The following is a 26,092-nucleotide window of genomic DNA, read 5'->3' on the forward strand; positions in this document are numbered from 1 at the left end:
CCCCTTTTTCAGTTTGTGCGTGACGTGCGTAAGACGCGGTCTGGCGCGGCTTACACCGACAGGTATTTGGACACCTGAGCCTCATCGACGTCGGCGCGCTGGGCGTCGTGGACGATCTCGCCGTTCTCGACGACCAGCACCCGATCGGCGACGTCGAGGGCGAAGCTCAGCACCTGCTCGGAGACCACGATCGACAGGCCGCGGTCGTCGCGGATGCGGCGGAGCGTGCGGGCCATCTCGCGGATAATCGACGGCTGGATGCCCTCGGTCGGCTCGTCCAGCAGCAGCACCTTCGGCTTGGTGGCGAGCGCGCGGGCGATGGCGAGCTGCTGCTGCTGGCCGCCGGAGAGGTTGCCGGCGCGGCGCCCCTTCATCTCCAGCAGCACGGGGAACAGCTCGTAGATGTCGTCGGGCACCTTGCGGTCGCCGGAGGCCACCAGCCCGGTCTCGATGTTCTCCTTCACCGTCATGGTGGAGAACACCATGCGGCCCTGCGGCACGTAGGCGACGCCCTTCTTCACCCGCTGGTGGCTCTTGAGGCCGTTGATGTCCTCGCCGCCGAGCCTGATCGAGCCCGCCGTGGTCGGCAGGATCCCCATCATGGCCTTCATCAGCGTGGTCTTGCCCATGCCGTTGCGGCCCATGATCGCGACGATCTCGTTCGGCGCGACGGAGAAGTTCATGCCATGCAGCACTTCGCTCTGGCCGTAGGCGACGCGCAGGGAATCGACGTCCAGCATCGCTTCGCTCCTCAATGGCCGAGATAGACTTCGACGACCTTCGGGTCGGTCTTCACCTTCTGCATGGACCCTTCCGAGAGGATCTTGCCCTGGTGGAGCACCGTCACCTTGTGCGCGATGTCTTCGACGAACTTCATGTCGTGCTCGATGACGAGCACCGAGCGGTTCTTGATGATGGTGTTGAGCAGCTCGGCGGTCTTGATGCGCTCGCTCACGCTCATGCCCGCGACCGGCTCGTCCAGCATCAGCAGCTCCGGGTCCTGGATCAGCAGCATGCCGATCTCGAGCCACTGCTTCTGGCCGTGGCTCAGGAACGCGGCGCGCTCGTGCAGCTTGTCCTTGAGGAAGATGATCTCGGAGACCTCCTCCACCCGGTCCTTCACCGCCTGGTCGCGCTTGAAGGTCAGCGCCCCCCAGACTGACCGGCCCTTCGGGTAGGAGATCTCGAGATTCTCAAAGATCGTCAGGTCGTCGTAGATCGACGGCGTCTGGAACTTCCGGCCGACGCCCGAGAGCACGATCTGGCTCTCGCTCATCTTGGTGAGCTCCGCCCCGCGGAAGCGGATGGAGCCGGTGGTGGCCTTGGTCTTCCCGCAGATGAGGTCGAGCACTGTGGTCTTGCCGGCCCCGTTCGGGCCGATGATCACGCGGATCTCGTTCTCGTCGACGTAGAACGACAGGTCGTTCACCGCCTTGAAGCCGTCGAAGGAGACGGTGAGAGCCTCGACCGCAAGCAGGTAGTCCTTGGCGGGGGTTCCGATGGTGGTCACGGGGCCATCCTCACTCGGCGGGGGCGGTGGAGGCCGCCTGCTTGGCGACGTCGTCGCCCGGGCGCCTGGGGCGAAGCTTAAGCGCGCGGTCGACGTGGGGCTGGACGTAGTCGTTCCAGATGCCGGCGAGGCCGTTCGGGAAGGCGAGCACCACCGCGATGAACAGGCCGCCGAGGCCGAGCAGCCAGAGCTCCGGGAAGCTCTCGGACAGGCTGGTCTTGGCGAAGTTGACCGCGAGGGTCCCGTAGATCGCCCCGAACAGCGACATCCGCCCGCCGACGGCGGTGAAGATCACCATCTCGATCGAGGGCACGATGCCGACCAGCGAGGGCGACATGAACCCGACCTGCAGGGTGAACATCGCGCCGCCGAGCGCCGCGAACACGCCGGCGAGGCAGAACACGAAGATCTGGAAGTTCGCGACCGAGTAGCCGGAGAACCGCACGCGGTCCTCCTTCTCGCGCATCGCCACCAGGATGCGGCCGAGCTTCGAGGCGCGGACGAACAGGGCGAGGCCGACCACGCTCAGCAGCAAAGCGACGTTCACGAAGTAGAGAATGAACTTCGCGCTGTCGGTGCGGATGTCCCACCCGTGCAGCGTGCGCAGGTCGGTGATGCCGTTGACGCCGCCGGTGTAGCCCTGCTGGCCGATGATGAGGATGGTCGCGATCGCCGCAATCGCCTGGGTGATGATCGCGAAGTACACGCCCGACACGCGACGCTTGAACATCGCCGAGCCGATCACGAAGGCGAAGAACGCCGGCGCCAGGATGATCAGCAGGATCGTCAGCGGCAGCGAGTGGAACGGCTGCCAGAAGTACGGAAGCTCGGTGAGCTGGTTCCAATCCATGAAGTCCGGGATGCCGGGCGTGGACTGGATCTTGGTGTTCTCGACCGACGAGGCCTCGAGCTTGAGGTACATCGCCATGCCGTAGCCGCCGAGCGCGAAGAACACGCCCTGGCCGAGCGACAGGATGCCGCCGTAGCCCCAGCACAGCACCAGGCCGACCGCCACGAAGGCGTAGGTGAGGTACTTGCCGACGAGGTTCAGCCGGAACCCGTCGAGCAGGACGGGGAACACGATGAGCAGGAGGGCTGCGACGACCGCCAGGGCGAGCATGTCCCGGCGGTTGAGGAAGGAGGGCGCGGTCTTCATCTGGGTGTCGCTCCTCAGCGCCGAACTTTGAGGGTGAAGAGGCCCTGCGGCCGCAGCATCAGGATGGCGACGACGGTCAGCAGCGTGATGACCTTGGCCATCGAGCCGGACAGGAAGAATTCGAGCGTCGACTGCGTCTGCGAGATCGAGAAGGCCGAGGCGATGGTGCCGAGCAGGCTGGTCGCGCCGCCGAAGACCACGATCAGGAAGGTGTCGACGATGTAGAGCTGGCCGGAGGTCGGGCCGGTCGAGCCGATCATCGTGAAGGCGGAGCCGGCGACGCCCGCGATGCCGCAGCCGAGCCCGAAGGTCAGGCGGTCGACCTTCTCGGTGTCGATGCCGACGGCGCCGGCCATAACCCGGTTCTGCACCACGGCGCGGACCTGCTGGCCCCAGCGCGACTTGTACATGAGCAGCGCGACCGTGACGGTGATCAGCGTCGTCAGGCACATGACGAAGACGCCGTTGATCGGCACTTCGATGGTGTCGGTGAGCGGCAGCGAGCCCAGCAGCCAGTCCGGCAGCACCACGCCGACCTCGCGCGGGCCGAACACGGAACGGTAGGTCTGCTGAAGAATAAGGCTGAGGCCCCACGTCGCCAGCAGCGTGTCGAGCGGCCGCTTGTAGAGCCGCTTGATCAGGGTCCACTCCACCAGCATCCCGAGCGACCCGGACGCGACGAAGGCGAGCGCCATGGCGACAAAGAAGTAGGCGGGGAACAGCGAGGGCAGCTGAGCCTGGAAGAATTCCGAGCAGAAGTAGGTGACGTAGGCCCCGAGGATCATGAACTCGCCGTGAGCCATGTTGATCACGCCCATCTGCCCGAAGATGATCGCGAGACCCAGCGCCATCAGGACGTAGACGGAGAACAGGATCAGGCCGGCGAAGCCCTGCATCGCGAAGATCGAGCCGAGATCGCCAAGAGAGTAGTCGCCGAACATGCCATGGTCTCCAGTCCCGATGGGAAGAAAGGCGTCATCCCGGACGGCCGAGGCCGAGCCGGGATCGTCGTCCGGAAAGCCCTTCATCGAAGGGCGCCATGTTCGGAGAACGATCCCGGCTCTGCGCTGCGCTTCGGCCGGGATGACGCGTGTCGTCGATCGGCCTCAGCCGATCACTGGTAGCCCTTCGGGAAGGGGTTCGGCTCGATGAGCTCGGGGCTCTCGTAGACCACCTTGAACTGGCCATCCTTCTGGGCGAGGCCGACGCGGGTCTTGGACCAGAGGTGGTGGTTCGCGTGGACCTTGACGTAGCCTTCCGGCGCCTTGGTGAACTCGATGCCCTCCGAGGCCACGGCGATCTTGTCGACGTCGAAGGAGCCCGCCTTCTCGACGGTCATCTTCCAGATCCACGGGCCGAGATAGGCGGCCTGCGTCACGTCGCCGATGACGGTCTTCTCGCCCCACATCTTCTTGAACGCCGCGACGAACTCCTTGTTGTTCGGGTTGTCGAGCGACTGGAAGTACTTCATGCAGGAGTAGGCGCCGGCGATGTTGTCGCCGCCGATGCCGTCGATCTCGTCCTCGGTGACCGAGATCGTGATCAGGGTCTGCTTCTCGAGGTTGATGCCGGCGGCCTTCAGCTGCTTGTAGAACGCCACGTTCGACCCGCCGACCACGTCGGTGAAGATCACGTCCGGCTTGGTCAGCTTCAGCTTGTTGATGACGGAGTTGAACTGGGTGTGGCCGAGCGGGAAGTACTCTTCGCCGACGACCTTGGTGCCCTTCAGGAAGTTTTCGATGTGCTTGCGCGCGATCTTGTTCGACGTGCGCGGCCAGATGTAGTCCGAGCCGATGAAGTAGAAGGTCTTGGCGCCCTTCTCCTTGACGACCCAGTTCAGCGACTCGAGGATCTGCTGGGTGGCTTCCTGGCCGGTGTAGATGACGTTCTTCGACTGCTCGAGGCCCTCGTAGAAGGTCGGATAGTACAGCATGCCGTTGTACTGCTCGATCACCGGCAGCACGGCCTTGCGCGAGGCCGAGGTCCAGCAGCCCATGATGGCCGCGACCTTGTCCTGCACGAGCAGCTTCTTGGCCTTCTCGGCGAAGGTCGGCCAGTCGGACGCGCCGTCTTCCTGGATGAACTTGATCTTGCGGCCGAGCACGCCGCCCATCTCGTTGATCTGCGCGATCGCGAGCTTCTCAGCCTGGATCGAGCCGGTCTCCGAGATCGCCATCGTGCCGGTGGCGGAATGCAGGATGCCGACCGTCACCTCGGTGTCCGTCACCGCGAGGCCGGTGGTGTTGACCGCCGCCGTCGCCGGCGTCTGCGCGAACGCCGTCTTCGGCATCATCCCGGCGAAAGGCGCCGCCGCCATGCCCATCAAGAGCTTGCGGCGGAGCGGCGAATGAAATCCCGTCTTGTCGTCGCGCGACATCAGCGTCTCCGTCAGTCACCCGGCTCGTCGGCGAGCCCCCGAATGCCGGAGAGACTGCGGTTTGTTTCGCAGCGCAGCATATACGTCGGTTGACGTATGTCGGTCGCGCCGCGGCCGGCCCTAGGCTGCCCGACGCTTGTCCGCCGCTCCCATCATTGGGACTTGATCAGGACGGCCAATTTCTTGCATGCCACGTTCGGACGTCGGCCTGGGCCCGGCGACGAAGGGATGCACAAGCGACATGGCCATCGGCCCCAGGCGGACGGCATGACCGGGCGGCAGCGCATCGTGCCTGCGCGGCGCCAATACAACCAGTGGGTCGCCGACGAGACGCTCGAGGATTACGCGCTCCGCTTCACCGCGAAGAGCGCGCGCCGTTGGTCCGCCGTTCGCGTCGGCAACACCGCGCTCGGCGCCGTGTCGTTCCTCGCGCTCGAGGCGATCGGCGGCGCCATCACGCTAAGCTACGGCTTCGACAACGCGGTCGTCGCGACGCTGGTCGTCAGCGCGCTGCTGCTGCTGACCGGCCTTCCCATCGCCTATTACGCCGCCCGCGACGGAGTCGACATCGACCTGCTCACCCGCGGCGCCGGCTTCGGCTACGTCGGCTCGACCGTGACGTCGCTGATCTACGCCTCCTTCACCTTCCTGCTGTTCGCGATCGAAGCCGTGATCATGGCTCTCGCGCTCGAGCTCTGCCTCGGGGTGCCGCTCGCGCTGGGCTACGTCATCAGCGCCCTCGTGGTGCTGCCGATCGTCACGCACGGCATCAACTGGATCAGCCGCTTCCAGCTCTGGACCCAGCCGATCTGGCTCGTGCTGCACCTGACGCCGATCGTGTTCATCGCCTTTCAGGACACCTCGGCCTTCGCCGACTGGACCGCGTTCCAGGGGACAAGCCCGAACGGCGGGACGCTGAACCTCATCGCCTTCGGCGCGGCGAGCTCCGTGGTGTTCGCGCTAATCGCGCAGATCGGCGAGCAGGTCGACATCCTGCGGTTCATGCCTGCGAAGACGCGCGAGAACCGGCTGGCGTGGTGGTCGTCCCTGCTCGCCTCCGGCGCCGGCTGGATCGTGCCCGGCGCGCTCAAGCTGCTGCTGGGCTCGTTCCTCGCCGTGCTCGCGCTCAACCACGGCGTGCCGGCCGAGCGCGCGAGCGAACCGACGCAGATGTACGACGTCGCCTTCGGCTACGTGACCTCGTCGCCGCAATTCGCGCTGGCGCTCACCGGCGTCTTCGTCGTGCTGTCTCAGCTCAAGATCAACGTGACCAACGCCTACGCCGGCTCGATCGCCTGGTCGAACTTCTTCTCGCGGCTGACGCACGCCCATCCCGGACGAATCGTCTGGCTGGTGTTCAACGTCGCCATCGCCCTCATCCTGATGGAGGCGGGCATCTACAAGACGCTCGAGCACACGCTCGGGCTCTACTCGATCGTCGCCGTCGCCTGGGTCGGCGCGCTGGTGGCCGATCTCGCCGTGAACAAGCCGCTTGGCCTCTCGCCGCCGCGAATCGAGTTCAAGCGCGCGCACCTCTACGACGTCAACCCGGTCGGCGTCGGCGCCATGGCGCTCGCGACCCTCGCCGCCTTCCTGGCCTATTCCGGCGCCTGCGGTCCTACCGCAAAGGCGCTCGCGCCCTTTGTCGCCCTCGGCGTCGCCTTCGTGACGGCGCCCGCGATCGCGATCGCGACCCGCGGCAAGTTCTATCTCGCCCGCAAGCCGCGGGCGCACTGGCGCCTCCAGCCGACGCTGCGCTGCTCGATCTGCGAGCACGGCTTCGAGTCCGAGGACATGGCGCATTGCCCGGTCTATTCCGGCCCGATCTGCTCGCTTTGCTGCTCGCTGGACGCGCGCTGCCGCGACGGCTGCAAGCCGCACGCCCGCCTCTCCAGCCAGGTGGTGGGCGCCTTGACCGCGGTGCTCCCCGCCTGGGCGGTCGGGGGCCTGAACTCGCGCGCCGGGCACTACGTCGGCGTGATGACGCTGCTGGGCGGCGCGCTCACGCTGGTGCTGCTCATCGTCTACGTCCAAGCGGCGGCCGAGGCGCCCGAGCAGACCACCGTGATCGCCGGCGCGCTCTCCGCCGTCTTCCTGATCCTCATGATGATCGCCGGCATCGCCGCCTGGCTGTTCGTGCTGGCGCATGAAAGCCGGGAGATCGCGCAGGACGAGTCGGGCCGCCAGACGGCGCTCCTGATGAAGGAGATCGAGGCCCACAAGCGCACCGACGCCGCGCTCCAGCGGGCGAAGGAGGTGGCGGAGGCCGCAAACGTCGCCAAGAGCCGCTATGTGGTGGGCATCAGCCACGAACTGCGGACGCCGCTCAACGCCGTCATGGGCTACGCCCAGCTGCTCGACAACGACGAGACGCTGCCCCCCCGCGGCCAGAAGGGGGTGCGGGTCATCCGGCGCTCAGCCGAGCACCTGTCCGGCCTGATCGACGGCCTGCTTGACATCTCGAAGGTCGAAGCCGGCCGGCTGGAGCTCGCCCGCAACGAGGTGCGAACCCGCGACTTCCTCGACCAGCTCGCCGACATGTTCCGCCTCCAAGCCAACGCCAAGGGCCTCGAGTTCCGGTTCGACGGCGCCGAGCGCCTGCCCGCGGTGGTGCGCTGCGACGAGAAGCGCGTCCGGCAGATCCTGATCAACCTGCTGTCGAACGCCGTGAAGTTCACCGACGCGGGCCATGTGGCGCTGCGCGTCTCCTACCGCAGCCAGATCGCGGAATTCGCCGTCACCGACACGGGCGCAGGCATCCGCGACTCGGATCGCCAGCGGATCTTCGAGCCGTTCGAGCGGGGCGAGGCGACGCGCGCCAAGCTCCAGCCGGGGATGGGGCTAGGGCTCACGATCACGAAGCTGCTGGTCGAGATCATGGGCGGCGACCTCGTGCTGGAAAGCGTCGAGGGCGCGGGCAGCACCTTCCGGGTGAAGCTGATGCTCTCCCAGGTCGCCGCGCCGCGCCCCTCCCCCGCCCCGCAGGCGCGCGTGGTCGGCTACGAAGGGCCGCGCAAGCTGGTGCTTGTGATCGACGACGACGCCGACCACCGCGAGCTGATGCGCGAGGCCCTGGAGCCGATCGGCTTCAACGTGATCGCGGCGCCGGACGGCGTGGCCGCCCTGACGTTGGTCGACGAATGCCGGCCGGACCTGTTCCTGCTCGACGTCTCGATGCCCGGCATGTCGGGCTGGGACGTCGCCCGCAGGCTGCGGGAAACCGGGCATGCGGCGCCGATCCTCATGATGTCGGCGAACATCGGGGACTTCGCGTCGAAGGCCGTCGAAACGCCGGACCATGACGGCGCCCTGCCGAAGCCTTGCGACCTCGGCGCCCTGCTTCGCCAGATCGAGACGCTGCTTGGCCTCGTCTTCGTCTACGACGCGCCGCTTCCGGCCGCGCCCCCGGTCCGGGCGAAGCCCGAGTTGCCCGGCTCCCGGCATGTGGGCGACCTGCGGAGGCTCGGCGAGATGGGCTACGTCCGCGGGATCGAGGCCAAGCTCACGGAGCTCGAGCAGACCGAACCCGAGGCGGCGCCCTTCGTCGCCGAGGCGCGGGAGCGGCTCCGGGCGTTCGACATGAACGGCTACATGGCCCTGCTCGGGACCCGCGCGCCGGAGGAGACCGCCGATGGCTGAGGGCGCGCCCGTCGTCGTGCTGGTCGTCGACGACAGTCCGGAGACGCTCGGGATGCTCACCGAGGCGCTCGAGCGCGCCTCGTGGACGGTGCTGGTCGCGCCCGGCGGCGCGGAGGCCCTGCGCGTGGTCGACCGCGTGACCCCCGACGTGGTGTTGATGGACGCGGTGATGCCGGAGATGGACGGCTTCGAGGCCTGCCGGCGCCTGAAGCGGCGGCCAGACATGGCGCATGTCCCGGTGATCTTCATGACCGGCCTGCGCGAGACCGGCCACATCGTCCAGGGGCTAGAGGCGGGCGGAGTCGACTATGTCGCCAAGCCCGTGGCGCTGGACGAGATGATGGCGCGCATCCGCGTCCACATCGGCAACGCGCGGCTCTCCAGCAGCGCCCGGGCGGCGCTCGACACTACGGGACGCTATCTGCTGGCGGCAGGGGAAGACGGCCGGCTGCGCTGGGCTACGCCTCAGGCGGGGCGGCTGCTGGCCCGCGCCTTCTCGGGGTTCGACCAGGATTCGTTCGATCTACCGGAGCCGGTGCGAGCCTGGCTGGCGGCGCGCGTCACGGGTCGGACAGAGCAGCCCTCGACGCCGCTGTCCGGGGACGGCCCGGCTCAGCTTACGCTCGCTTTCGTTGGGCGCACCGAACGCGGCGAGACGCTGCTGCGGGTGACCGAGGAGGCGCCGTCGGGGGAGTGGCCGACGCTGCGCGAAAAGCTCGGCCTCACCGCCCGCGAGGCCGAGGTGCTGCTCTGGATCGCGCGCGGAAAGGCCAACCGCGATATCGCCGAGATTCTCGGCATGAGCCCGCGCACGGTGAACAAGCACCTCGAGCAGATCTACGTGAAGCTCGGAGTGGAGAACCGCGCCGGCGCCGCTGCGATCGCCGTCCGCACGCTGGGCTGACACGTGGCGGAAAGGACCCGGCCTTCGACGAGCTCGAAGCCGTGCTCCGCCGATTTGCGAGGACCGCGCTGGCGATCCGCATCAACGGCCTGATTGCGCTCGCAGACGTCGGACTGGGCCCGGGCCCCCGGCCTCACCCCTCCGAGCGTTCACGGTCCAGCGTCTCGATGTCCGGGGACGCGACGCCGTCATCGTTCGGCGTCGGCCCCGCGGCGATCTTGTGCCCGGTCTGCTCGGCCGCGATCCCCGCCGCCTCCCGCGACGCGTAGACTTCGCCGGACGGCACGTCGCCGAACCGGTAGGACCAACGGCCTCCCTCGACCTCGAAAAGTTCGTAGTTTGGATCTGACATGGCGCTCTCCTTTGAAGGAGAACGGCTCCTGCGGCGCTATGTTCCGGCGACGCGGGGCAAGTCCCGTCAGATCTCTCGGACCTGCTCGTCGGCCTTCGCGCAGCCTCGCCCTTCGGTAAACCCGCATCGGCCGAGGCCCTGAAAGGGCCTCGCGCCCGACCTGCGAGCGGTCCATCCTGCCGTCGACCCGCGACCGGAGACAGTCGACGCCGCCCGCGGTCTTGGCCGTGAGCGCCTTCCATCGGAACACCAAACCGGGAGAGATAAAACTCGGGGATGTGGGACGTTGAAACTCTCGGCCGCCTGTCACGCGGTGTGTCGAGAGATACTTGGCGGGAGTGACGGGACTCGAACCCGCGGCCTCCGGCGTGACAGGCCGGCGCTCTAACCGACTGAGCTACACCCCCAAATCGGGGCGCGCCCCGATCAAGTGAGGCGGTTGGTACGGGACCCCGCCGAGGCTGTCAAGCAGCCCCGGAACGGTTTTGCGTCGGGGCTGGGGAAAAGGTCGGCGCGGTTTTCGAAGCCTTCGCGCTCGGGCTGAGCCGAACGAAAAAGGGCCCGGCGTCGGCCGGGCCCTTTGGTCTCATTCCGCCGCGACGACCTGCCGTGGCCCGCGGGCGATGCGCTCGGTCTTGAGCTGCTCCGCCACCAGGAAGGCCAGCTCGATCGCCTGCTCGGCGTTGAGCCGCGGGTCGCAGTGGGTGTGGTAGCGCGAGTGCAGGTCCGCGTCGGAGATCGCGCGGGCGCCGCCCGTGCACTCCGTCACGTTCTTGCCCGTCATCTCGATGTGGATGCCGCCCGCGTAGGAGCCCTCGGCGCGGTGCACGTCGAAGAACGCCTTGACCTCCGCCAGGATGCGGTCGAACGGCCGGGTCTTGTAGCCGGACGCCGCCTTGATGGTGTTGCCGTGCATGGGATCGCACGACCACACGACGTTGCGGCCTTCCGTCTTGGTGGCGCGCACCAAGCCCGGCAGGTGGTCGAAGACCTTGTCGTGGCCGAAGCGCGCGATCAGCGTCAGGCGGCCGGGCTCGTTGTCCGGGTCCAGCGCCTCGATCAGCCGCATCAGCTCGTCCGGCTTCAGCGAAGGGCCGCACTTCAGGCCGATCGGGTTCTTGATGCCGCGGAAGTACTCGACATGCGCGTGGTCGAGCTGGCGGGTGCGGTCGCCGATCCAGATCATGTGGCCGGAGGTCGCGTACCAGTCGCCGGTCGTCGAATCGACGCGGGTCAGCGCCTGCTCGTAGCCGAGCAGCAGCGCCTCGTGGCTCGTGAAGAAGTCGGTGGTGCGCAGCTCCGGATGCGACTCCGGGTCGATGCCGCAGGCGCGCATGAAGTCGAGCGACTCCGCGATCCGGTCCGCCACCTCACGGTAACGGCTGGACTGCGGGCTCTCCTTCACGAAGCCCAGCATCCACTGGTGCACGAAGTCGAGATTGGCGTAGCCGCCGTTCGCGAACGCCCGCAGCAGGTTCAGCGTCGCCGCCGACTGGCGGTAGGCCTCGAGCTGACGGCGCGGGTCCGGAATACGAGACTCCGGCGTCGCGTCGGTGCCGTTGATGATGTCGCCGCGGTAGATCGGCAGCTCGACGCCGTCGACGACCTCGGTCGGCGACGAGCGGGGCTTCGCGAACTGGCCCGCGATGCGGCCCACCTTCACCACCGGCGAGGCCGCGGCGTAGGTCAGCACCACCGCCATCTGCAGGAGCACGCGGAAGAAGTCGCGGATGTTGTCAGCCGAATGCTCGGCGAAGCTCTCGGCGCAGTCGCCGCCCTGCAGCAGGAAGGCTTCGCCTTTCGCCACCTTGGCGAGCTGCCGCTTCAGCTTGCGCGCCTCACCGGCGAACACGAGCGGAGGAAAGGTCGCGAGCTGGCTCTCCACCGCCGTCAGAGCGGCGGCGTCGGGATAGGTCGGGGCCTGGACGATGGGCATGTCGCGCCAGGTCGAGGGGGTCCAACGCTCGGACATTGTCTTCACTCCAGGTGCCGGAAACGGCCCGGCCGGCGACCGCCTTCGGTCGTCCGCGCGTCATATGGCCGCTCGTGCGGCGGGCTTCTAGCACCCCCCCGGCGTTTAGACCACCTGCGGGACGCGCAGGTCGGCCTTCAGCTTTCGACGGAGACCGGGTCCAACGTGTCGCGCAGCGGCCGCCGGGGCATGGCGACGAGGCAGGCCAGCGCCACCGCGGTGGTGCCGATCGCGATCAGGAAGGCGACGCGGAAGTTCGTTGGGTCGATCGCGACGCCGCGCGCGGCGGCCCCACCCTCTTCCGGCCCGAGCCCCGCACCCAGCACCGCGGCGCCGAGGATCGCGACGCCCGCCGCCGAGCCCAGCGACCGCATGAAGGCGAGCAGCGCCGTCGCGGCGCCCAAGTCGTGGCGGCCGACCGCGTTCTGGACGCTGACGGTCGTGGTCGGGAACATGGTGCCGATTCCGAAGCCGTAGACGCAGAGCAGCGCCTCCGCCAGCCAGAACGAGCGCAGGTCGAGGGTGGCGGCGAGCGCGGCCAGCATGACGATCGCGAGCGACAGGCCGGCCAGCGCCGGGGCCTTGTAGCGCCGCGCCTTCACGAGAAAGCGCGCCGCCGTCATGGCGCCGAGCACGGTGCCGATCGCGAGCCCCACGAGGCCCAGCGCGGCCACGTCCGGGCGGAAGCCGGCGATCGTCTCGAAATAGATCGGGACCAGCGTAGACAGGCCGAGATGGCCGAGGACGCCGAAGAACACAGTCGCCACGCCGAAGGCGACCACTGGGTCCTTCAGCACCCCGAGGGGGATCAGCGGCTCGGCGAAGGTCCAGAGCCGGATCGCGAACAGCACGGCGCCGACGGCGGCGGCTGCGGCGAGGCCGAGCACGGCGGGCGAGGTCCAGTCGCCGCCGGTGCGCCCGATCGAGAGCGCGAGCATGGCGAGCGAGGTGGCGGCCACCACAAGACCGGCGCCCGCCACGTCGAGCCGGTGCGACTTCGGCCGGAACGGCAGGTCGCGCAGCGGCGCGTTCATGACGAACAGCGCCGCGAGGCCGAGCGGGATGTTGACCCAGAAGATCAGCGACCAGTGCAGATGCTCGGCGAACGCCCCGCCGACGATCGGCCCCGCGACGCCGGACACCGCCCACATGCCGGAGATGTAGGCCGCGTAATTGCCGCGCTGCTTCGGCGGCACGATGTCGCCGATCACCGTCTGCGCGAGCGCCATCAGCCCGCCGCCGCCCAGGCCCTGCAGGGCGCGGCCGACGATCAAGACGGGGAGATTGGGCGCCAGCGCGCAGACGACGGACGCCGCCATGAAGATGGAGACGGCGGCGATGATGACGGGGTGGCGGCCGTAGACGTCGGCGAGCTTGCCGTAGAGCGGGGTGACGGCGGTCGCCGTGACCAGATAGGCCGACACGATCCAGGGCAGGTACTCGGCGTGGCCGAGCGTCTCGCCAATGGTCGTCATGGCCGGCGCGACGATGGTCTGGTCGAGGGCTGCGAGCAGCATCGCCGTCAGCACGCCGACGATGATCTGGCGGCGGCGACGGTCGTCGATGGGGGCTTCGGCGGCGGCGTGCGGGCCGTCCATCAGGCGCAGCCGGATACCGACCGAGAGGCCGAACCGCTCACGACGGCGTCCACTTGGTGCGGAGCGTGACGAGCTCCTCGGCGGCGCTCGGATGCAGCGCGACGGTGTCGTCGAAGTCGGCCTTTGTCGCGCCCATCTTCACGGCGACCGCCGCAAGCTGGATCATCTCAGCCGCCGCCTCGCCCACGACATGGACGCCGAGCACGCGGTCGGTGGCCGCGTCCACGACGATCTTCATCAGCACCTTCTCGTCGCGGCCCGAGAGCGTCGCCTTCATGGCGCGGAAGCGCGTCTTATAGATATCGATCTCAGCGCCCTTCTCACGCGCCTGCGCTTCGGTCAGGCCCACCACCCCGACCTCCGGCGTCGCGAACACCGCAGTCGCCACGTTCGTATAGTCGACCGCCGTCGGCTTGTTCCCAAACACCGTGTCCGCGAAGGCGTGGCCCTCCCGGATCGCGACGGGGGTCAGGTTGAGACGATCGGTGACGTCGCCCACGGCGTAGATCGACGGCACGTTGGTGCGGGACGCCGCGTCGACCATGATCGCGCCGCGGTGGTCGCGCATCACGCTGGGGGCGTCGAGGCCGAGGTCCGCGGTCAACGGCGCGCGGCCGATCGCGAGCATGACCTGGTCGACGTCGAGCGTCACGCCGGCCTTTGTGGTGACGCGCCGCGCGCCCTCGAAGGCGGCGACCTCGACGATCTCGTCCCCGAGCAGCAGCGTCACGCCGCGCTTCTTCAGGCCCTCGGCGACTTCGTCACGCACATCCTCATCAAACCCGCGCAACAGCTTGTCGCCGCGGTGAATAAGCGTCACGTCCGCGCCGAGACCCGCGAAGATCCCAGCGAACTCGATCGCGATGTAGCCGCCGCCGTTAACCACGATTCTCGTAGGGAACTCAGGAAGATCGAAGGCTTCGCTGGATGAAATTGTTAATTCCGCGCCGGGGAAATCGCCGCGGGTCGCCCCGCCGCCGGCGGCGATCAGGATGACGCCCGCCGTCACCTCGGTTCCATCCGCGAGCCGGACCGCATTGTCGCCCGTGATCACGGCGCGCTGCCTGTGGATCGCGACGCCCGCCTTGCGGAGATTCGTCTCATAGATTTCCGACAGCCGGGTGACCTCCGCCTCCTTTGCCGCGACGAGCCGTTCCCAGGAGAAGCTCGCCTCGGGCACGGTCCAGCCGAAGCCTGCGGCGTCCTCGAACTCGTCGGCGAAGCGGCTGGCGTAGACATAGAGCTTCTTCGGCACGCAGCCGCGGACCACGCAGGTGCCGCCGATGCGGTACTCCTCGGCGATCGCGACCCTCGCGCCGTAGCCGGCCGCGATCCGCGCGGCCCGGACGCCGCCCGAGCCGGCTCCGATCACGAAGAGATCGACGTCATAGTCCGCCATCGGAGTGCTCCCTGCCCGCGCGTCGCCGCCCCGCCGCAATAGGCGGATGCTCGGGACCGGGCAAGATGGGAAGCGGGCGGACGGGCGACAACTTCGGGCTCGACATCACAGCTCCGCGATTGCAACCTTCGCGACGAACGGTCGCGGACAACGCACCCCCGGCCGAACCAAGACGCCTCGCCCGGAGACGCAGATGCCACCCCTCATGCGCCGCCTGCTCGCCGCCGCCGCGGTCCTCGCCGTGGCCGCGACCGGCGGACCCGCCCTCGCCGCGAACCTCAAGATCATCGCCCCCGCATCGCCCGGCGGCGGATGGGACCAGACCGCCCGCGCCATGCAGCAGGCGATGCAGGGCGAGAAGATCGCGGGCTCCGTGCAGGTGGAGAACGTGCCGGGCGCCGGCGGCACCATCGGCCTCGCGCAGTTCGCGAACCGCGCCAAGGGCGATCCGCACCAGCTCATCGTCGGCGGCTACGTGATGGTGGGCGCGATCATCATGAACGACGCGCCGGTGACGCTCGACGCGGTCACCCCGCTCGCCCGTCTCACCGGCGAGTACGAGGCGATCGTGGTGGCGACCAACTCGCCCATCAAGACGATCAACGAGGTGATCGCGAAGCTGAAGGCCGATCCGGGATCGGTGTCGTGGGGCGGCGGCTCGGCCGGCGGCACCGACCACATCGCGGCCGGGCTCATCGCCAAGGCCGTCGGGGTCGATCCCACCAAGGTCAACTACATCCCGTTTTCCGGCGGCGGCGAGTCGCTCGCGGCCGTGCTCGGCGGCCAGACCACGGTCGGCGTCTCAAGCTACGGCGAGTTCGACGCGCAGGTGAAGTCCGGCAAGCTCCGCGTGCTCGCCATCACCGCGCCCGAACGGGTCCCGGGCATTGACGCGCCGACCATGAAGGAGAGCGGCGTCGACGTGGAGGTGCAGAACTGGCGCATGGTCGCCGGCCCACCGGGACTGACGCCTGAAGGCAAGGCCGAGATCCTCAAGACCATCGACGACATGGCGAAGACCAAGACCTGGCGGGACACGTTGAAGACCAAGGGCTGGACCGACACCTATCTCGCGGGCGACGCCTTCACGGCCGAGCTCAAGGAGGACATCGCCAAGGCGCGCATCGTGCTGCGCGACATCGGGCTGGCGGAGTGAGCGCCCCGCAGGAGGGCTCCGGGCGCAGGCTCGGGGCGATCGTCGTCGCGGTCGCGCTGATCGCGGTGGCGGGGATCGTGGCCGCGGACGCGATCCGTCTGGGCTCGGTGCGCACCTTCGGCCCCGGCATCGGCCCGCGGGCGTTTCCGTGGGCGATCGCCATCGGCCTCGCGCTGCTTGGGCTCGCGAACCTCGTGGTCGCGCTCAGGGGCAAGGCCGTCGAGGCGGCGCCGGTGGAGATGGGGCCGGCGCTCTGGGTGATCGGCGGGCTCGTGGGGCAGATCGTGCTGCTCTCGTTCGCGGGCTTCTCCATCGCCACCGGCGTGCTGTTCGGCATGACGGCCCGCGGCTTCGGGCGCGGCCCGCTTTGGCTGACGATCCCGATCGGCGCCGCTTTGTCCTTCGTGCTCTACATCATCTTCACCAAGGCCCTGGCGCTGACGTTGCCGGCGGGCCCGCTCGAAAAGCTGGTCTGAGGAGCGACCGATGGACGCCTTCGTCTCGCTCGCCGGCGGCCTCGCGGTCGCGCTGCAGCCCTCGAACCTGTTGTTCTGCCTGATCGGCGTGACGCTCGGCACCGCCGTCGGCGTGCTGCCGGGCATCGGGCCGGCGCTCACCGTCGCGCTGCTCCTGCCGGTCACCTTCAAGCTCGACCCGGCGGGCTCGCTCATCATGTTCGCCGGCATCTACTACGGCGGCATGTACGGCGGCTCGACCTCGTCGATCCTGCTCAACACGCCGGGGGAAAGTTCGTCGATCGTCACCGCGCTCGAGGGCAACCTGATGGCCCGCTCGGGCCGCGGGGGACCTGCGCTCGCGACCGCCGCCATCGGCTCCTTCGTCGCGGGGGCGATCGCGACGCTCGGCCTCGCGCTGCTCGCGCCTTACGTCGTCAGCGTGGCGCTGGCGTTCTGGCCGGCGGACTATTTCTCGCTGATGATCCTCGCCTTCGCGACGGTGTCCGCCGCCTTCGGCGACTCGGCGCTGCGCGGCCTCACCAGCCTGTTCCTGGGCCTCGCGCTCGGCCTCGTCGGCATCGACCTGATGTCCGGCCAAGCGCGGCTCGACTTCGGCGTGCCAGACCTGCTCGACGGCGTCGAGGTGACGACCGCCGCCGTCGCGCTGTTCGCCATCGGCGAGACGCTGTTCGTGGTCTCCCGCAAAGGCGCGGCCGACGAGACCATCGAGCCAATCAAGGGCTCGCTCTGGATGACGAAGGAGGACTGGAAGCGCTCGTGGAAGCCGTGGCTGCGCGGCACCGCCTTCGGCTTCCCCATCGGCGCCATGCCGGCCGGGGGCGCGGAGATCCCGACCTTCCTCAGCTACGCCACCGAGCGGCGGCTGACCAAGCATCCGGAAGAGTTCGGCAAGGGCGCGATCGAGGGCGTCGCCGGGCCGGAGGCCGCGAACAACGCCTCCGCCGCCGGCACGCTGGTGCCGCTGCTGACGCTCGGTCTCCCAACCTCCGCCACCGCCGCCATCATGCTCGCGGGCTTCCAGCAGTACGGCCTGAACCCCGGCCCGCTGCTGTTCGCGGCAAAGCCCGACCTCGTCTGGGGCCTGATCGCCAGCCTGTTCGTGGCGAACGCGCTGCTTCTCGTCCTCAACCTGCCGCTGATCGGGCTGTGGGTGCGGCTGCTCTCGATCCCGCGGCCGTGGCTCTATGGCGGCATTCTGGTGTTCGCGACGCTCGGCACGCTGGGGGCGAACCCCTCGCTGTTCGAGCTCGGCTCGCTGCTGGCGCTCGGCCTGCTCGGCTTCGGCCTTCGCGTGTTCGGCTATCCCATCGCGCCGGTGGTGATCGGCCTCATCCTCGGGCCGATGGCCGAGGTGCAGCTCCGCCGCGCGCTCGCCATCAGCCAGAACGACTGGAGCGTACTGATCACCTCGCCGATCTCCGCGATGCTGCTGACGATCGCGGCGCTCGCCGTGATCCTGCCGATCGCGCTGAAGACCCGCGAAAAGGGCATCGTCTTCGGCGAGGACGACTGACGCCTCAGCCCTTTGTGCGAAGCGTCGAGCGGCCGCCGTCGACGCCGAACACCGTCAGCCGGACGAAGTGAAGGCGCCCGGCTGATCTGCGTGCTTCAAGACGCCTCGGCCTGCGCCGAGGCTCCTCAGCATGACGACGGTTGGAGCTCCATAAACCTCCTCATGCTGAGGAGCCGTCCATCGGACGGCGTCTCGAAGCGCGCACGTCGTCAGCCGCCCGCCCGCAGCGCGCTCAGCGCCTCGGGCGTGTCGACGTCGAGCAGAACGCCGGCGTCCGCCACCTCGACCTCGCGCACCGCCTCGACGTTCGTTCCGAGCAGATGCCGACCGCCGACGTCGCCTTCGACCCCCTGAAGCTCGCCGAAGAAGCGCCGGCCCCACAGCACCGGGTTGCCGCGCTTGCCCGCGCGAACGGGCAGCACGATGTGGGCGCCCGTTGCGGGATCGAACGCCTTGGCGAGCTGCGCGACGAGCGGCGACGACACCCGCGGCATGTCGCCCAGCATGACGAGCGCGCCGTCGACGCCCGGCGCCAGCGCCCTCAGTCCGGCCTTCAGCGACGTCGAGAGGCCGTCGGCGTAGGCCGGGTTTTCGACGAAGCGCACGGGAAGGCCCGACAGCGCGCTCTCGACCTCGGCGCGCTGGTGGCCGACCACCACGACCACCTCCGACAGCTGCGCGCCCACCGCCGCCTCGACCGCGTGGCGCACGAGCGCCCGGCCTTCGACCACCTCGAGCAGCTTGTTCGGGCCGCCCATGCGGCTGGAGCGCCCCGCCGCCAGCACGAGGCCTGCGATCTTCGCCCGGCCCTCCTCGCGGATGGCGCGGGGTTGCGGGCGGGAGACGATCTCCATCAGCAGGCCGCCGACCCCCATCCCCGTCAGGTCGTCGCCACTGACGGCGAGGCCCGCGAGCAGGCGGTTCAGCACCCAGTCGAAGCCGTTCTCCTTGGGCGAACGCGCGCAGCCCGGCGCGCCGATCACCCGCGCCTCGCCGATCCGGCCGAGCAGCAGCAGGTTGCCGGGATCGACCGGCATGCCGAGCCGGTCGACCGACCCGCCGATCATCTCGATCGCCACCGGCACCACGTCGCGGCGGTCGGTGATGGCGGAGGCTCCGAACACGATGACGAGCTCGGGCTGAAAGCGCGACAGCTCCACCAGCGCGCGGGCGAGGCTCGCTTCGTCGTGGGGCGCGCGAAGTTCGGCGACGACCCGCGCGCCCGCAGGCGCAAGCCGGCGCTCCAGCGTAGCGATCGTCTTGTCGACGACCTTGGGCGCGAGGCCGGGGAGCAGCGTGGAGACCACGCCCACGCGGGTGATTGCGAAGGGCGCCAGCCGGACGAGCGGACCCTGCGCCCGGGCGGCCGCCTCCGCACGGGCGACCACCGCCTCGTCGAGCGCGAACGGGATGATCTTGACGGTCGCGACCATCGCTTCGGCCGCGACCGCGGCGTGCTCGGCCAGCGTCGCGAAGGTGACGTCCTCGTCGATCCGGTTGAGCGCGTCGACGCCGGCGCGGTCCACCACAAGCACGCCCGCCCGCTCGGCGAACAGGTTGGCGCGGCCCGTGAACGGCGCGTCGACGCGCACCCCCTCGCCCACCAGCGCCCGCGCGATCCGATGGGCCGCCTCGTTCTCGGGGACGTCGTCGGCCCCGAGCGCCGCCACCACGATCTCGCGGACGCCCGCGCGGCTGAGCTCCGCCACATCGGCGAGGGTCACCACGGCGCCCTTCTTCAGCACGAAGCCGTCGGTGCGGATGGCGTGCGCGGCGACCGAGCCCACGGCCTGTTCGATGGCGACGGAGCCGAACTTCACGCCAAGCGCTCCCCGGGGCGGCGCAAGGCCGCGAGCACTTCGGCCAGGATCGACACCGCGATCTCCGCAGGGCTGGCCGCGCCGATGGGCAGGCCGATCGGCGCCCGCACCCGGTCCAGCGCTTCCTCGGATGCTCCCGCTGCGGCGAGCCGTTCGCGCCGCGCCGCGTGGGTCTTCCGGGAGCCCAGCGCGCCCACGTAGAAGCAGCCGGCGTCGAGCGCGGCTTTCAACGCCGGATCGTCGATCTTGGGATCGTGGGTGAGCGCGGCGAAGGCGGTGAACGGGTCGAGGGCCAGGTCGGGCAGCACGACGTCCGGCCACTCCGCCCGCAGGTCCACGCCGGGAAAGCGCTCGGGGGTCGCGAAGGCGGTGCGCGGATCGACGATCGTCACCGCGAAGCCGATGGCGGCCGCCATCGGCGCCAGCGCCTGCGAGATGTGGACTGCGCCGGTGACGACCATGCGCGGGGCGGGAACATGGGCGGTGAGAAACCAGCGCGCGCCGTTCGCTTCGACGACGCCGCTCCGGCCGGAGCGGAGCGCCGCGCGGATCCCCGCCTCGAGAGGATCGCCCGCGGGGTCCCGCACCAGCCGCTGGGCGCCGCCGGGAAGCTCGGTGACGACCACGGCCGCGCGGCGGGAGGCGCGCGCCGCGTTGAGCTCGGCGAGAAGGTCGAGTTTCATCCGCGACGCCGCCTCACGCCACGCGCTCCACGAAGACCCGGATGCGGCCGCCGCAGGATAGGCCGACTCGCCACGCGGTCTCGTCCGCGACCCCGAACTCCAGCACCCGCGGAGCGCCGTCGGCGATGACCTCGGCCGCCTCCGCGACCACGGCCCCTTCCACGCAGCCGCCGGAGACGGAGCCCTCGAAGCGGCCGTCGCCGTCGATGACGAGATGGCTCCCGACGGGGCGCGGCGCGGAGCCCCAGGTTTCGACGACGGTCGCGAGGGCGACGCCGCGGCCTGCGCGCGCCCACTCCTCCGCGGTCGACAGCAGATCGGGGCCAGGGGTCATGGGGAAGCCTTTCAGTGCGTCAGAGCCACTCAGATAGCGCGATCCGCGCCGGCTTGCGAGGCTCCGGCGTCACTGGGTCCGAGGCGTCAAAGCGAGATCCTCGAGCAAGGCCCGCATCCGGCGTTTGGCGTCGGCGCCCGTGGCGTCGTCCCCGCCCCGCTCGACGGCGGCAAAGACAGTCGTGCGGCGGCCGCGGTCGACCCAGCCCACCGCCCAGGCCGTCTTCGCGCCGTCCGCCGGCCCGCACGCGCCCGTTTTCCAGGCGACCAGGCCGTCCGGGATCGAATCGAAAGGGATCACCTCGACCGTCCGCGCCTGGGACTCCGCGGAGGTCGGCAGTTCGCCCCGCTTGAGGCGGGCGAGGAAGTCCACCTGCTCGACGGCGCTGATGCGCGGCCCGCCGGGACTTTCCCCCAGCGCCATCCGTTCGACCGGGGCCGCGACGTCCGGCGCGCCGTAACGCAGAGCGGAAAGCGACTTGCCGAAGGCGTCCGGGCCGATCCGCCGCGCGATCTCCTCGTAGACCCAGGGCGTCGGCGTCCGGAACGCATCTTTCAGCGTCACGCCCTGCTCGGGCGGCATGTCCTCGCGCCGGATCGGCGTGTTGGCGTCCGGCGCGAGGCCGCGGTCGAGCGCGATCACCGTGACGGGCACGTCGAAGGTCGCGCAGGGCGGAAGCCGATCGGCGCAGGCCTTTGCGTCGGAGGTGCGAGGCTCGGCCCCGGGAGCCACGTCGCGCAGCGTGACGCAGGCGTCGACGCCGGCGAAGGCCCGCGCGTAGGCGGCGGCGAAATCGGACGCAGGCCCCTGCGGCGCCTCCTGCGCCCGCCCCGCGAGCGGGGCGCTCGCGAGGGCGAAGGCGATGATCAACGTCGAGCGATACGCCATGCTCAGTAAGTCGCCCCCTGCCGAACGAGCGCAGCCCGGCGCCCGTCATCGTGTCGTGGCGCCCAACGCGCCACCCCCATCGCACGGTCACGCGCCCCACGTGATCGAGCGGCGACGATAACGCTCCGTTTCGGCCCCGCCCAGAGCGTTTCGGCGCAAGACGGGGCGCGATCGACCCACGCCTGCATACGACGCCTTGGGGAATCGGCTTAACGGCCCGAAGGTTGTCCACGTGCATTCCGACATTTCGACGGCCATGACGCGCCGCACGCGTTGTCGGCGCGAACGACCCGCGCTAGAACTGCCTAAGACGCGCGCTCGCCTATCCGAAGGGCGCCGGCCGTCCGTGACCACAAGGGAACGACGCGAAGCGCATGGAATATTTCCTCCAGCAGCTCATCAACGGCGTCACGCTCGGCTCGATCTACGGGCTCATCGCCATCGGCTACACGATGGTCTACGGCATCATCGGCATGATCAACTTCGCCCATGGCGACGTGTTCATGGTCGGCTCGTTCATGGCGCTGATCGTGTTCCTGGCGCTGCTCGCGCTCGGCGTCACCTTCATGCCGCTCGCGCTGCTGATCGTGCTGATCCTCGCCATGGCGCTCACCTCGCTCTACGGCTGGACGGTGGAGCGCATCGCCTACCGGCCGCTGCGCGGCTCGTTCCGCCTCGCGCCGCTGATCTCGGCCATCGGCATGTCGATCTTCCTGCAGAACATGGTGCAGGTGGCGCAGGGCGCGCGGGTGAAGCCGCTGCCGCCCGTGATCACCGGCGGCTACCAGTTCGGCGCGGTGGAAGGCTTCGTCGTCAACGTGTCGAACGTGCAGATCATCATCGTCGTCACGACCATCGCGCTGATGGTGGCCTTCTCGCTGATCGTCTCCAAGACGCCGCTCGGCCGCGCCCAGCGCGCCTGCGAGCAGGACCGCAAGATGGCCGCGCTGCTCGGCGTCGACGTGGACCGCACAATCTCGCTGACCTTCGTCATGGGCGCGGCGCTCGCCTCGGTCGCAGGGCTGATGTACCTGCTCTATTACGGCGTCATCGACTTCTACATCGGCTTCGTGGCGGGCGTGAAAGCCTTCACGGCTGCCGTGCTCGGGGGCATCGGCTCGCTGCCCGGCGCGATGCTCGGCGGCCTGCTGATCGGGCTGATCGAGACCTTCTGGTCGGCCTACTTCACCGTCGAGTACAAGGACGTCGCGGCGTTCTCGATCCTGGCGATCGTGCTGATCTTCCTGCCCTCCGGTCTGCTCGGACGGCCCGAGGTCGAGAAGGTCTGATGGCGGACGCCCCCGCCGGCGCCGCCGCGCCCTCCGTCTTCGCCGTCGCGTTCAAGGACGCAGCCTTCGCGGCGCTGGTCGCGCTCGGCCTCGCAGCGCCCATGCTGGGCCTCGTCACCGTGCAGACCCAGAGCGGCATCGAGCTCGAGCAGCACTGGGGCAAGGTCGCGATCGCGGTCGCGATCGTCTTCGCCGGACGCCTGCTGCTGAACCTCACGCTGTGGCGGCCCGGCCGGAAGAAGTCTCTGGGCTACGTGCCGCCGAAGGTGGAGGCCCGGCTCGCGCGATTCGCCAAGTACCTCGCGCCGCTCGCCATCCTCGGCGCGGTGGTGATGCCGATGCTGCCCTTCACCGAGCGCTACGCGATCGACCTCGGCATCCTCGTGCTGACCTACGTGATGCTGGGCTGGGGCCTGAACATCGTGGTGGGCCTCGCGGGCCTCCTCGACCTCGGCTACGTCGCGTTCTACGCCGTCGGAGCCTACTCCTACGCCCTGCTGGCGCAGTACTTCGGGCTGTCGTTCTGGGTCTGCCTGCCGCTCGCCGGCATTCTCGCCGCGTTCTGGGGCGTAATCCTGGGCTTCCCCGTGCTGCGGCTGCGCGGCGACTACCTCGCGATCGTGACGCTCGCCTTCGGCGAGATCATCCGCATCGTGCTGCTGAACTGGTACTGGTTCACGGGCGGCCCCAACGGCATCTCCGGCATCCCGCGGCCGAGCTTCTTCGGGCTCGATTTCGATCGCGGCGACGACGGCTTCGCGGCGACCTTCGGGCTCGACTACTCGCCGCTGCACCGGATCGTGTTCCTGTACTATCTGATCCTGGCGCTCGCGCTGCTCACGAACTTCGTGACGATCCGCCTCCGCCGCCTTCCCATCGGCCGCGCCTGGGAGGCGCTGCGGGAGGACGAGATCGCCTGCCGCTCGCTCGGCATCAACACCGTCAACACCAAGCTCACGGCCTTCGCGCTGGGCGCCATGTTCGCGGGCTTCGCCGGCTCGTTCTTCGCGACCCGCCAGGGCTTCATCAGCCCGGAGAGCTTCGTGTTCATGGAGAGCGCGTTGATCCTCGCGATCGTCGTGCTCGGCGGCATGGGCTCGCAGTTCGGCGTGGCGGTGGCGGCGGTGGTGATGATCGGCGGCTTTGAGCTGTTCCGCGAGTTCAGCGACTACCGCATGATCACCTTCGGGCTGGTCATGGTGCTCATCATGATTTGGCGCCCGCGCGGCCTCGTCTCGACGCGCTCGCCCTCGGTGTTCCTGAAGGAAAAGAAGGCGATCTCCGGCTCCCTCGTGCAGGAGGGCCATGGATGATCGACGACACGCCCGCCCTGCCGCCGGAGCTGCTGCTGCGGGTCGAGCGACTGACCATGCGCTTCGGCGGCCTGATCGCCGTCAACGACGTCTCGTTCGACGTGCGCCGCGGCGAGATCACCGCGCTCATCGGCCCAAACGGGGCGGGCAAGACCACGGTCTTCAACTGCATCACCGGCTTCTACAAGCCGACCGTCGGCCGCCTGACGCTCGCGTCCAAGGAGGGCCCGCTGCTGCTGGAGCGGCTGCGCGACCACCAGATCTCGCGCAAGGCCAACGTCGCGCGCACCTTCCAGAACATCCGCCTGTTCGGCGGCATGACCGCGCTCGAAAACCTGCTGGTCGCCCAGCACGCGCCGCTGATGAAGGCCTCTGGCCTCACCGTGCTCGGCGTGCTCGGGATCGGCGGCTTCAACAAGGCGGAGCGCGCCGCGATCGAGAAGGCCAAGGTCTGGCTCGAGCGCATCGGCCTGATCGACCGCGCCGACGATCCGGCCGCCGACCTGCCCTACGGCGACCAGCGCCGGCTGGAGATCGCGCGCGCGATGTGCACCGAGCCGGTGCTGCTCTGCCTGGACGAACCCGCCGCCGGCCTCAACCCGCGGGAGTCGCTCGAGCTCAACGCCCTGCTGCGCTCGATCCGCGATCAGGACGACACCGCCGTGCTGCTGATCGAGCACGACATGAGCGTGGTGATGGAGATCTCCGACCACGTGGTCGTGCTCGACTACGGCAAGAAGATCTCCGACGGCGCGCCGCTCCACGTCCGCAACGACCCGAAGGTCATCGCCGCCTATCTCGGCGTCGAGGACGAGGAGGTCGAAAAGGTGGAGAGCGAGATCGCGGTGGAGGCCACGTCGTGACGGAGCCCCTGCTCTCGATCCGCGGCGTGACCGCCTACTACGGCGCGATCGCCGCCCTGAAGGGCGTCGATGTCGACGTCGGCGAAGGCGAGATCGTCACGCTGATCGGCGCGAACGGCGCCGGCAAGTCGACGCTGATGATGACGATCTTCGGCGCTCCGCAGGCCCGCGACGGATCGATCGTCTACGACGGGCAGGACATCACCCGGACCCCGACGCATAAGATCGCGCAGCTCAAGATCGCCCAGTCGCCCGAGGGCCGGCGCATCTTCCCCCGCATGAGCGTGGTCGAGAACCTCAAGATGGGCGCCGCCGTCACCGGCTACGCCCATTACGAGGCCGACCTGCAGCGCATGTTCGACATCTTCCCGCGGCTGAAGGAGCGCGCGAACCAGCGCGGCGGCACGCTCTCGGGCGGCGAGCAGCAGATGCTCGCCATCGCCCGCGCGCTGATGAGCCGGCCGCGGCTGCTGATGCTGGACGAACCCTCGCTCGGCCTCGCCCCGTTGATCGCGAAGCAGATCTTCGCGGTGATCGCCGAGCTCAACCGCACCGAGGGGCTGACGGTCTTCCTCGTGGAGCAGAACGCCTACCACGCGCTCAAGCTCGCCCACCGCGGCTACGTGATGGTCAACGGACGCATCACCCTGTCGGGCGCCGGCCGCGAGCTTCTGGAGCGCGAAGAGGTCCGCGCGGCCTATCTGGAGGGCGGGCGCTGATGGCTTCGACGGACATGGCGCAGGCCCCCCTCCCCCCTGCGGGGAGGGGCCGGGGGTGGGGGTCGTTCAGGATGAGCCGCGGACTGCGCCGCATCTCGACGCCCGACCTCGCCGCCTTCTCCGGCTCC

Annotated in this window: 22 protein-coding genes and 1 tRNA gene; 9 read left to right on the plus strand and 14 right to left on the minus strand. The window is 69.3% G+C overall.

Annotation, left to right across the window (positions count from 1 at the left end):
* Window positions 1–50 precede the first annotated feature (50 nt).
* From urtE to urtA, 5 genes are all read right to left on the minus strand, one after another.
* Window positions 51–740 (minus strand): urea ABC transporter ATP-binding subunit UrtE, encoded by a 690-nt coding sequence (gene urtE, locus K244_RS0108550; RefSeq protein ID WP_020185840.1) that lies wholly within the window; start codon window positions 738–740, stop codon window positions 51–53.
* An 11-nt stretch (window positions 741–751) separates the two neighbouring features.
* Window positions 752–1,501 (minus strand): urea ABC transporter ATP-binding protein UrtD, encoded by a 750-nt coding sequence (urtD, locus tag K244_RS0108555; protein ID WP_155931966.1) that lies wholly within the window; start codon window positions 1,499–1,501, stop codon window positions 752–754.
* A gap of 19 nt (window positions 1,502–1,520) precedes the next feature.
* Window positions 1,521–2,666 carry an urea ABC transporter permease subunit UrtC gene (urtC, locus tag K244_RS0108560; protein WP_020185842.1) on the minus strand — a complete coding sequence of 382 codons (1,146 nt, stop codon included), beginning with the start codon at window positions 2,664–2,666 and terminating at the stop codon, window positions 1,521–1,523.
* A 14-nt stretch (window positions 2,667–2,680) separates the two neighbouring features.
* Window positions 2,681–3,607 carry an urea ABC transporter permease subunit UrtB gene (gene urtB, locus K244_RS0108565; protein WP_024816397.1) on the minus strand — a complete coding sequence of 309 codons (927 nt, stop codon included), beginning with the start codon at window positions 3,605–3,607 and terminating at the stop codon, window positions 2,681–2,683.
* Between the two features lie 173 nt (window positions 3,608–3,780).
* The gene (urtA, locus tag K244_RS0108570; protein ID WP_020185844.1) at window positions 3,781–5,043 is read right to left on the minus strand and encodes an urea ABC transporter substrate-binding protein; all 1,263 of its coding nucleotides are present in this window, start codon (window positions 5,041–5,043) and stop codon (window positions 3,781–3,783) included.
* 267 nt (window positions 5,044–5,310) lie between these two features.
* On the opposite strand from urtA, the gene K244_RS0108575 reads away from it, so the two are divergent.
* Together K244_RS0108575 and K244_RS0108580 are read left to right on the plus strand one after the other, a co-directional pair.
* Entirely contained in the window at window positions 5,311–8,682 is a 3,372-nt protein-coding gene (locus tag K244_RS0108575; RefSeq protein WP_024816398.1) for an ATP-binding protein, read from the plus strand.
* A complete protein-coding gene (locus tag K244_RS0108580; protein WP_020185846.1) occupies window positions 8,675–9,586 on the plus strand; it encodes a DNA-binding response regulator in 912 nt (303 codons plus the stop codon). Before K244_RS0108575 ends, K244_RS0108580 begins: the two co-directional genes overlap by 8 nt.
* Before the next feature lie 133 nt (window positions 9,587–9,719).
* On the opposite strand, the gene K244_RS0108585 is transcribed toward K244_RS0108580, so the two are convergent.
* From K244_RS0108585 to gor, 5 genes are all read right to left on the minus strand, one after another.
* Complete coding sequence (locus tag K244_RS0108585) at window positions 9,720–9,938, minus strand: hypothetical protein (protein ID WP_020185847.1); 219 nt, start codon at window positions 9,936–9,938, stop codon at window positions 9,720–9,722.
* Between the two features lie 330 nt (window positions 9,939–10,268).
* A tRNA-Asp gene (locus K244_RS0108590) sits at window positions 10,269–10,345 on the minus strand.
* A 179-nt stretch (window positions 10,346–10,524) separates the two neighbouring features.
* The gene (locus tag K244_RS0108595) at window positions 10,525–11,910 is read right to left on the minus strand and encodes a 3-deoxy-7-phosphoheptulonate synthase class II (protein ID WP_020185848.1); all 1,386 of its coding nucleotides are present in this window, start codon (window positions 11,908–11,910) and stop codon (window positions 10,525–10,527) included.
* A gap of 137 nt (window positions 11,911–12,047) precedes the next feature.
* A complete protein-coding gene (locus tag K244_RS0108600) occupies window positions 12,048–13,508 on the minus strand; it encodes an MFS transporter (RefSeq protein ID WP_020185849.1) in 1,461 nt (486 codons plus the stop codon).
* A gap of 37 nt (window positions 13,509–13,545) precedes the next feature.
* Window positions 13,546–14,907, minus strand: a complete 1,362-nt coding sequence (gene gor, locus K244_RS0108605; protein ID WP_020185850.1) for a glutathione-disulfide reductase — start codon at window positions 14,905–14,907, stop codon at window positions 13,546–13,548.
* A 205-nt stretch (window positions 14,908–15,112) separates the two neighbouring features.
* Here gor and K244_RS0108610 point away from each other — a divergent pair, with 205 nt between their 5' ends.
* From K244_RS0108610 to K244_RS0108620, 3 genes are read left to right on the plus strand one after another with little or no spacing between them, the layout of a single operon-like run.
* Window positions 15,113–16,063 (plus strand): tripartite tricarboxylate transporter substrate binding protein, encoded by a 951-nt coding sequence (locus K244_RS0108610; protein ID WP_020185851.1) that lies wholly within the window; start codon window positions 15,113–15,115, stop codon window positions 16,061–16,063.
* Window positions 16,060–16,539, plus strand: a complete 480-nt coding sequence (locus tag K244_RS0108615; RefSeq protein WP_020185852.1) for a tripartite tricarboxylate transporter TctB family protein — start codon at window positions 16,060–16,062, stop codon at window positions 16,537–16,539. Before K244_RS0108610 ends, K244_RS0108615 begins: the two co-directional genes overlap by 4 nt.
* A 10-nt stretch (window positions 16,540–16,549) precedes the next feature.
* Window positions 16,550–18,055 carry a tripartite tricarboxylate transporter permease gene (locus K244_RS0108620; protein WP_020185853.1) on the plus strand — a complete coding sequence of 502 codons (1,506 nt, stop codon included), beginning with the start codon at window positions 16,550–16,552 and terminating at the stop codon, window positions 18,053–18,055.
* Between the two features lie 209 nt (window positions 18,056–18,264).
* On the opposite strand, the gene K244_RS0108625 is transcribed toward K244_RS0108620, so the two are convergent.
* The 4 genes from K244_RS0108625 to K244_RS0108640 form a co-directional block, all read right to left on the minus strand.
* Window positions 18,265–19,875, minus strand: coding sequence for a molybdopterin-binding/glycosyltransferase family 2 protein (locus tag K244_RS0108625; protein ID WP_020185854.1), 1,611 nt, complete (start codon window positions 19,873–19,875; stop codon window positions 18,265–18,267).
* The gene (locus K244_RS0108630; RefSeq protein ID WP_020185855.1) at window positions 19,872–20,558 is read right to left on the minus strand and encodes an XdhC family protein; all 687 of its coding nucleotides are present in this window, start codon (window positions 20,556–20,558) and stop codon (window positions 19,872–19,874) included. The genes K244_RS0108625 and K244_RS0108630 overlap by 4 nt, the downstream gene beginning before the upstream one ends.
* A 13-nt stretch (window positions 20,559–20,571) precedes the next feature.
* A complete protein-coding gene (locus K244_RS0108635) occupies window positions 20,572–20,892 on the minus strand; it encodes an XdhC family protein (protein WP_020185856.1) in 321 nt (106 codons plus the stop codon).
* 69 nt (window positions 20,893–20,961) lie between these two features.
* Window positions 20,962–21,780: a penicillin-binding transpeptidase domain-containing protein gene (locus tag K244_RS0108640; RefSeq protein ID WP_020185857.1), complete on the minus strand. Its 819-nt coding sequence runs from the start codon at window positions 21,778–21,780 to the stop codon at window positions 20,962–20,964.
* A 374-nt stretch (window positions 21,781–22,154) separates the two neighbouring features.
* On the opposite strand from K244_RS0108640, the gene K244_RS0108645 reads away from it, so the two are divergent.
* The 4 genes from K244_RS0108645 to K244_RS0108660 are packed head-to-tail and all read left to right on the plus strand — an operon-like array spanning window position 22,155 to window position 25,964.
* Window positions 22,155–23,069: a branched-chain amino acid ABC transporter permease gene (locus tag K244_RS0108645; protein ID WP_020185858.1), complete on the plus strand. Its 915-nt coding sequence runs from the start codon at window positions 22,155–22,157 to the stop codon at window positions 23,067–23,069.
* Window positions 23,069–24,382: a high-affinity branched-chain amino acid ABC transporter permease LivM gene (gene livM / locus K244_RS0108650; protein WP_020185859.1), complete on the plus strand. Its 1,314-nt coding sequence runs from the start codon at window positions 23,069–23,071 to the stop codon at window positions 24,380–24,382. Before K244_RS0108645 ends, livM begins: the two co-directional genes overlap by 1 nt.
* Window positions 24,379–25,245: an ABC transporter ATP-binding protein gene (locus K244_RS0108655; RefSeq protein WP_020185860.1), complete on the plus strand. Its 867-nt coding sequence runs from the start codon at window positions 24,379–24,381 to the stop codon at window positions 25,243–25,245. The genes livM and K244_RS0108655 overlap by 4 nt, the downstream gene beginning before the upstream one ends.
* On the plus strand, window positions 25,242–25,964 hold the full coding sequence (locus K244_RS0108660; protein WP_020185861.1) for an ABC transporter ATP-binding protein: 723 nt from the start codon (window positions 25,242–25,244) through the stop codon (window positions 25,962–25,964). Before K244_RS0108655 ends, K244_RS0108660 begins: the two co-directional genes overlap by 4 nt.
* The last annotated feature ends 128 nt before the right edge of the window (window positions 25,965–26,092 follow it).

Origin of the sequence: Methylopila sp. 73B, from assembly GCF_000526315.1 — a bacterium.
GTDB lineage: Bacteria > Pseudomonadota > Alphaproteobacteria > Rhizobiales > Methylopilaceae > Methylopila.

Bases quoted from the DNA above. Each gene is read 5' to 3' on its own strand.
- urtA (WP_020185844.1), bottom strand. From the start codon at position 5,043: ATGTCGCGCGACGACAAGACGGGATTTCATTCGCCGCTCCGCCGCAAG.
- K244_RS0108595 (WP_020185848.1), bottom strand. From the start codon at position 11,910: ATGTCCGAGCGTTGGACCCCCTCGACCTGGCGCGACATGCCCATCGTC.
- K244_RS0108600 (WP_020185849.1), bottom strand. From the start codon at position 13,508: ATGGACGGCCCGCACGCCGCCGCCGAAGCCCCCATCGACGACCGTCGC.
- urtE (WP_020185840.1), bottom strand. From the start codon at position 740: ATGCTGGACGTCGATTCCCTGCGCGTCGCCTACGGCCAGAGCGAAGTG.
- K244_RS0108585 (WP_020185847.1), bottom strand. From the start codon at position 9,938: ATGTCAGATCCAAACTACGAACTTTTCGAGGTCGAGGGAGGCCGTTGG.
- K244_RS0108655 (WP_020185860.1), top strand. From the start codon at position 24,379: ATGATCGACGACACGCCCGCCCTGCCGCCGGAGCTGCTGCTGCGGGTC.
- K244_RS0108620 (WP_020185853.1), top strand. From the start codon at position 16,550: ATGGACGCCTTCGTCTCGCTCGCCGGCGGCCTCGCGGTCGCGCTGCAG.
- K244_RS0108645 (WP_020185858.1), top strand. From the start codon at position 22,155: ATGGAATATTTCCTCCAGCAGCTCATCAACGGCGTCACGCTCGGCTCG.
- K244_RS0108610 (WP_020185851.1), top strand. From the start codon at position 15,113: ATGCGCCGCCTGCTCGCCGCCGCCGCGGTCCTCGCCGTGGCCGCGACC.
- K244_RS0108635 (WP_020185856.1), bottom strand. From the start codon at position 20,892: ATGACCCCTGGCCCCGATCTGCTGTCGACCGCGGAGGAGTGGGCGCGC.
- K244_RS0108575 (WP_024816398.1), top strand. From the start codon at position 5,311: ATGACCGGGCGGCAGCGCATCGTGCCTGCGCGGCGCCAATACAACCAG.
- urtB (WP_024816397.1), bottom strand. From the start codon at position 3,607: ATGTTCGGCGACTACTCTCTTGGCGATCTCGGCTCGATCTTCGCGATG.
- K244_RS0108630 (WP_020185855.1), bottom strand. From the start codon at position 20,558: ATGAAACTCGACCTTCTCGCCGAGCTCAACGCGGCGCGCGCCTCCCGC.
- urtC (WP_020185842.1), bottom strand. From the start codon at position 2,666: ATGAAGACCGCGCCCTCCTTCCTCAACCGCCGGGACATGCTCGCCCTG.
- livM (WP_020185859.1), top strand. From the start codon at position 23,069: ATGGCGGACGCCCCCGCCGGCGCCGCCGCGCCCTCCGTCTTCGCCGTC.
- K244_RS0108580 (WP_020185846.1), top strand. From the start codon at position 8,675: ATGGCTGAGGGCGCGCCCGTCGTCGTGCTGGTCGTCGACGACAGTCCG.
- gor (WP_020185850.1), bottom strand. From the start codon at position 14,907: ATGGCGGACTATGACGTCGATCTCTTCGTGATCGGAGCCGGCTCGGGC.
- K244_RS0108640 (WP_020185857.1), bottom strand. From the start codon at position 21,780: ATGGCGTATCGCTCGACGTTGATCATCGCCTTCGCCCTCGCGAGCGCC.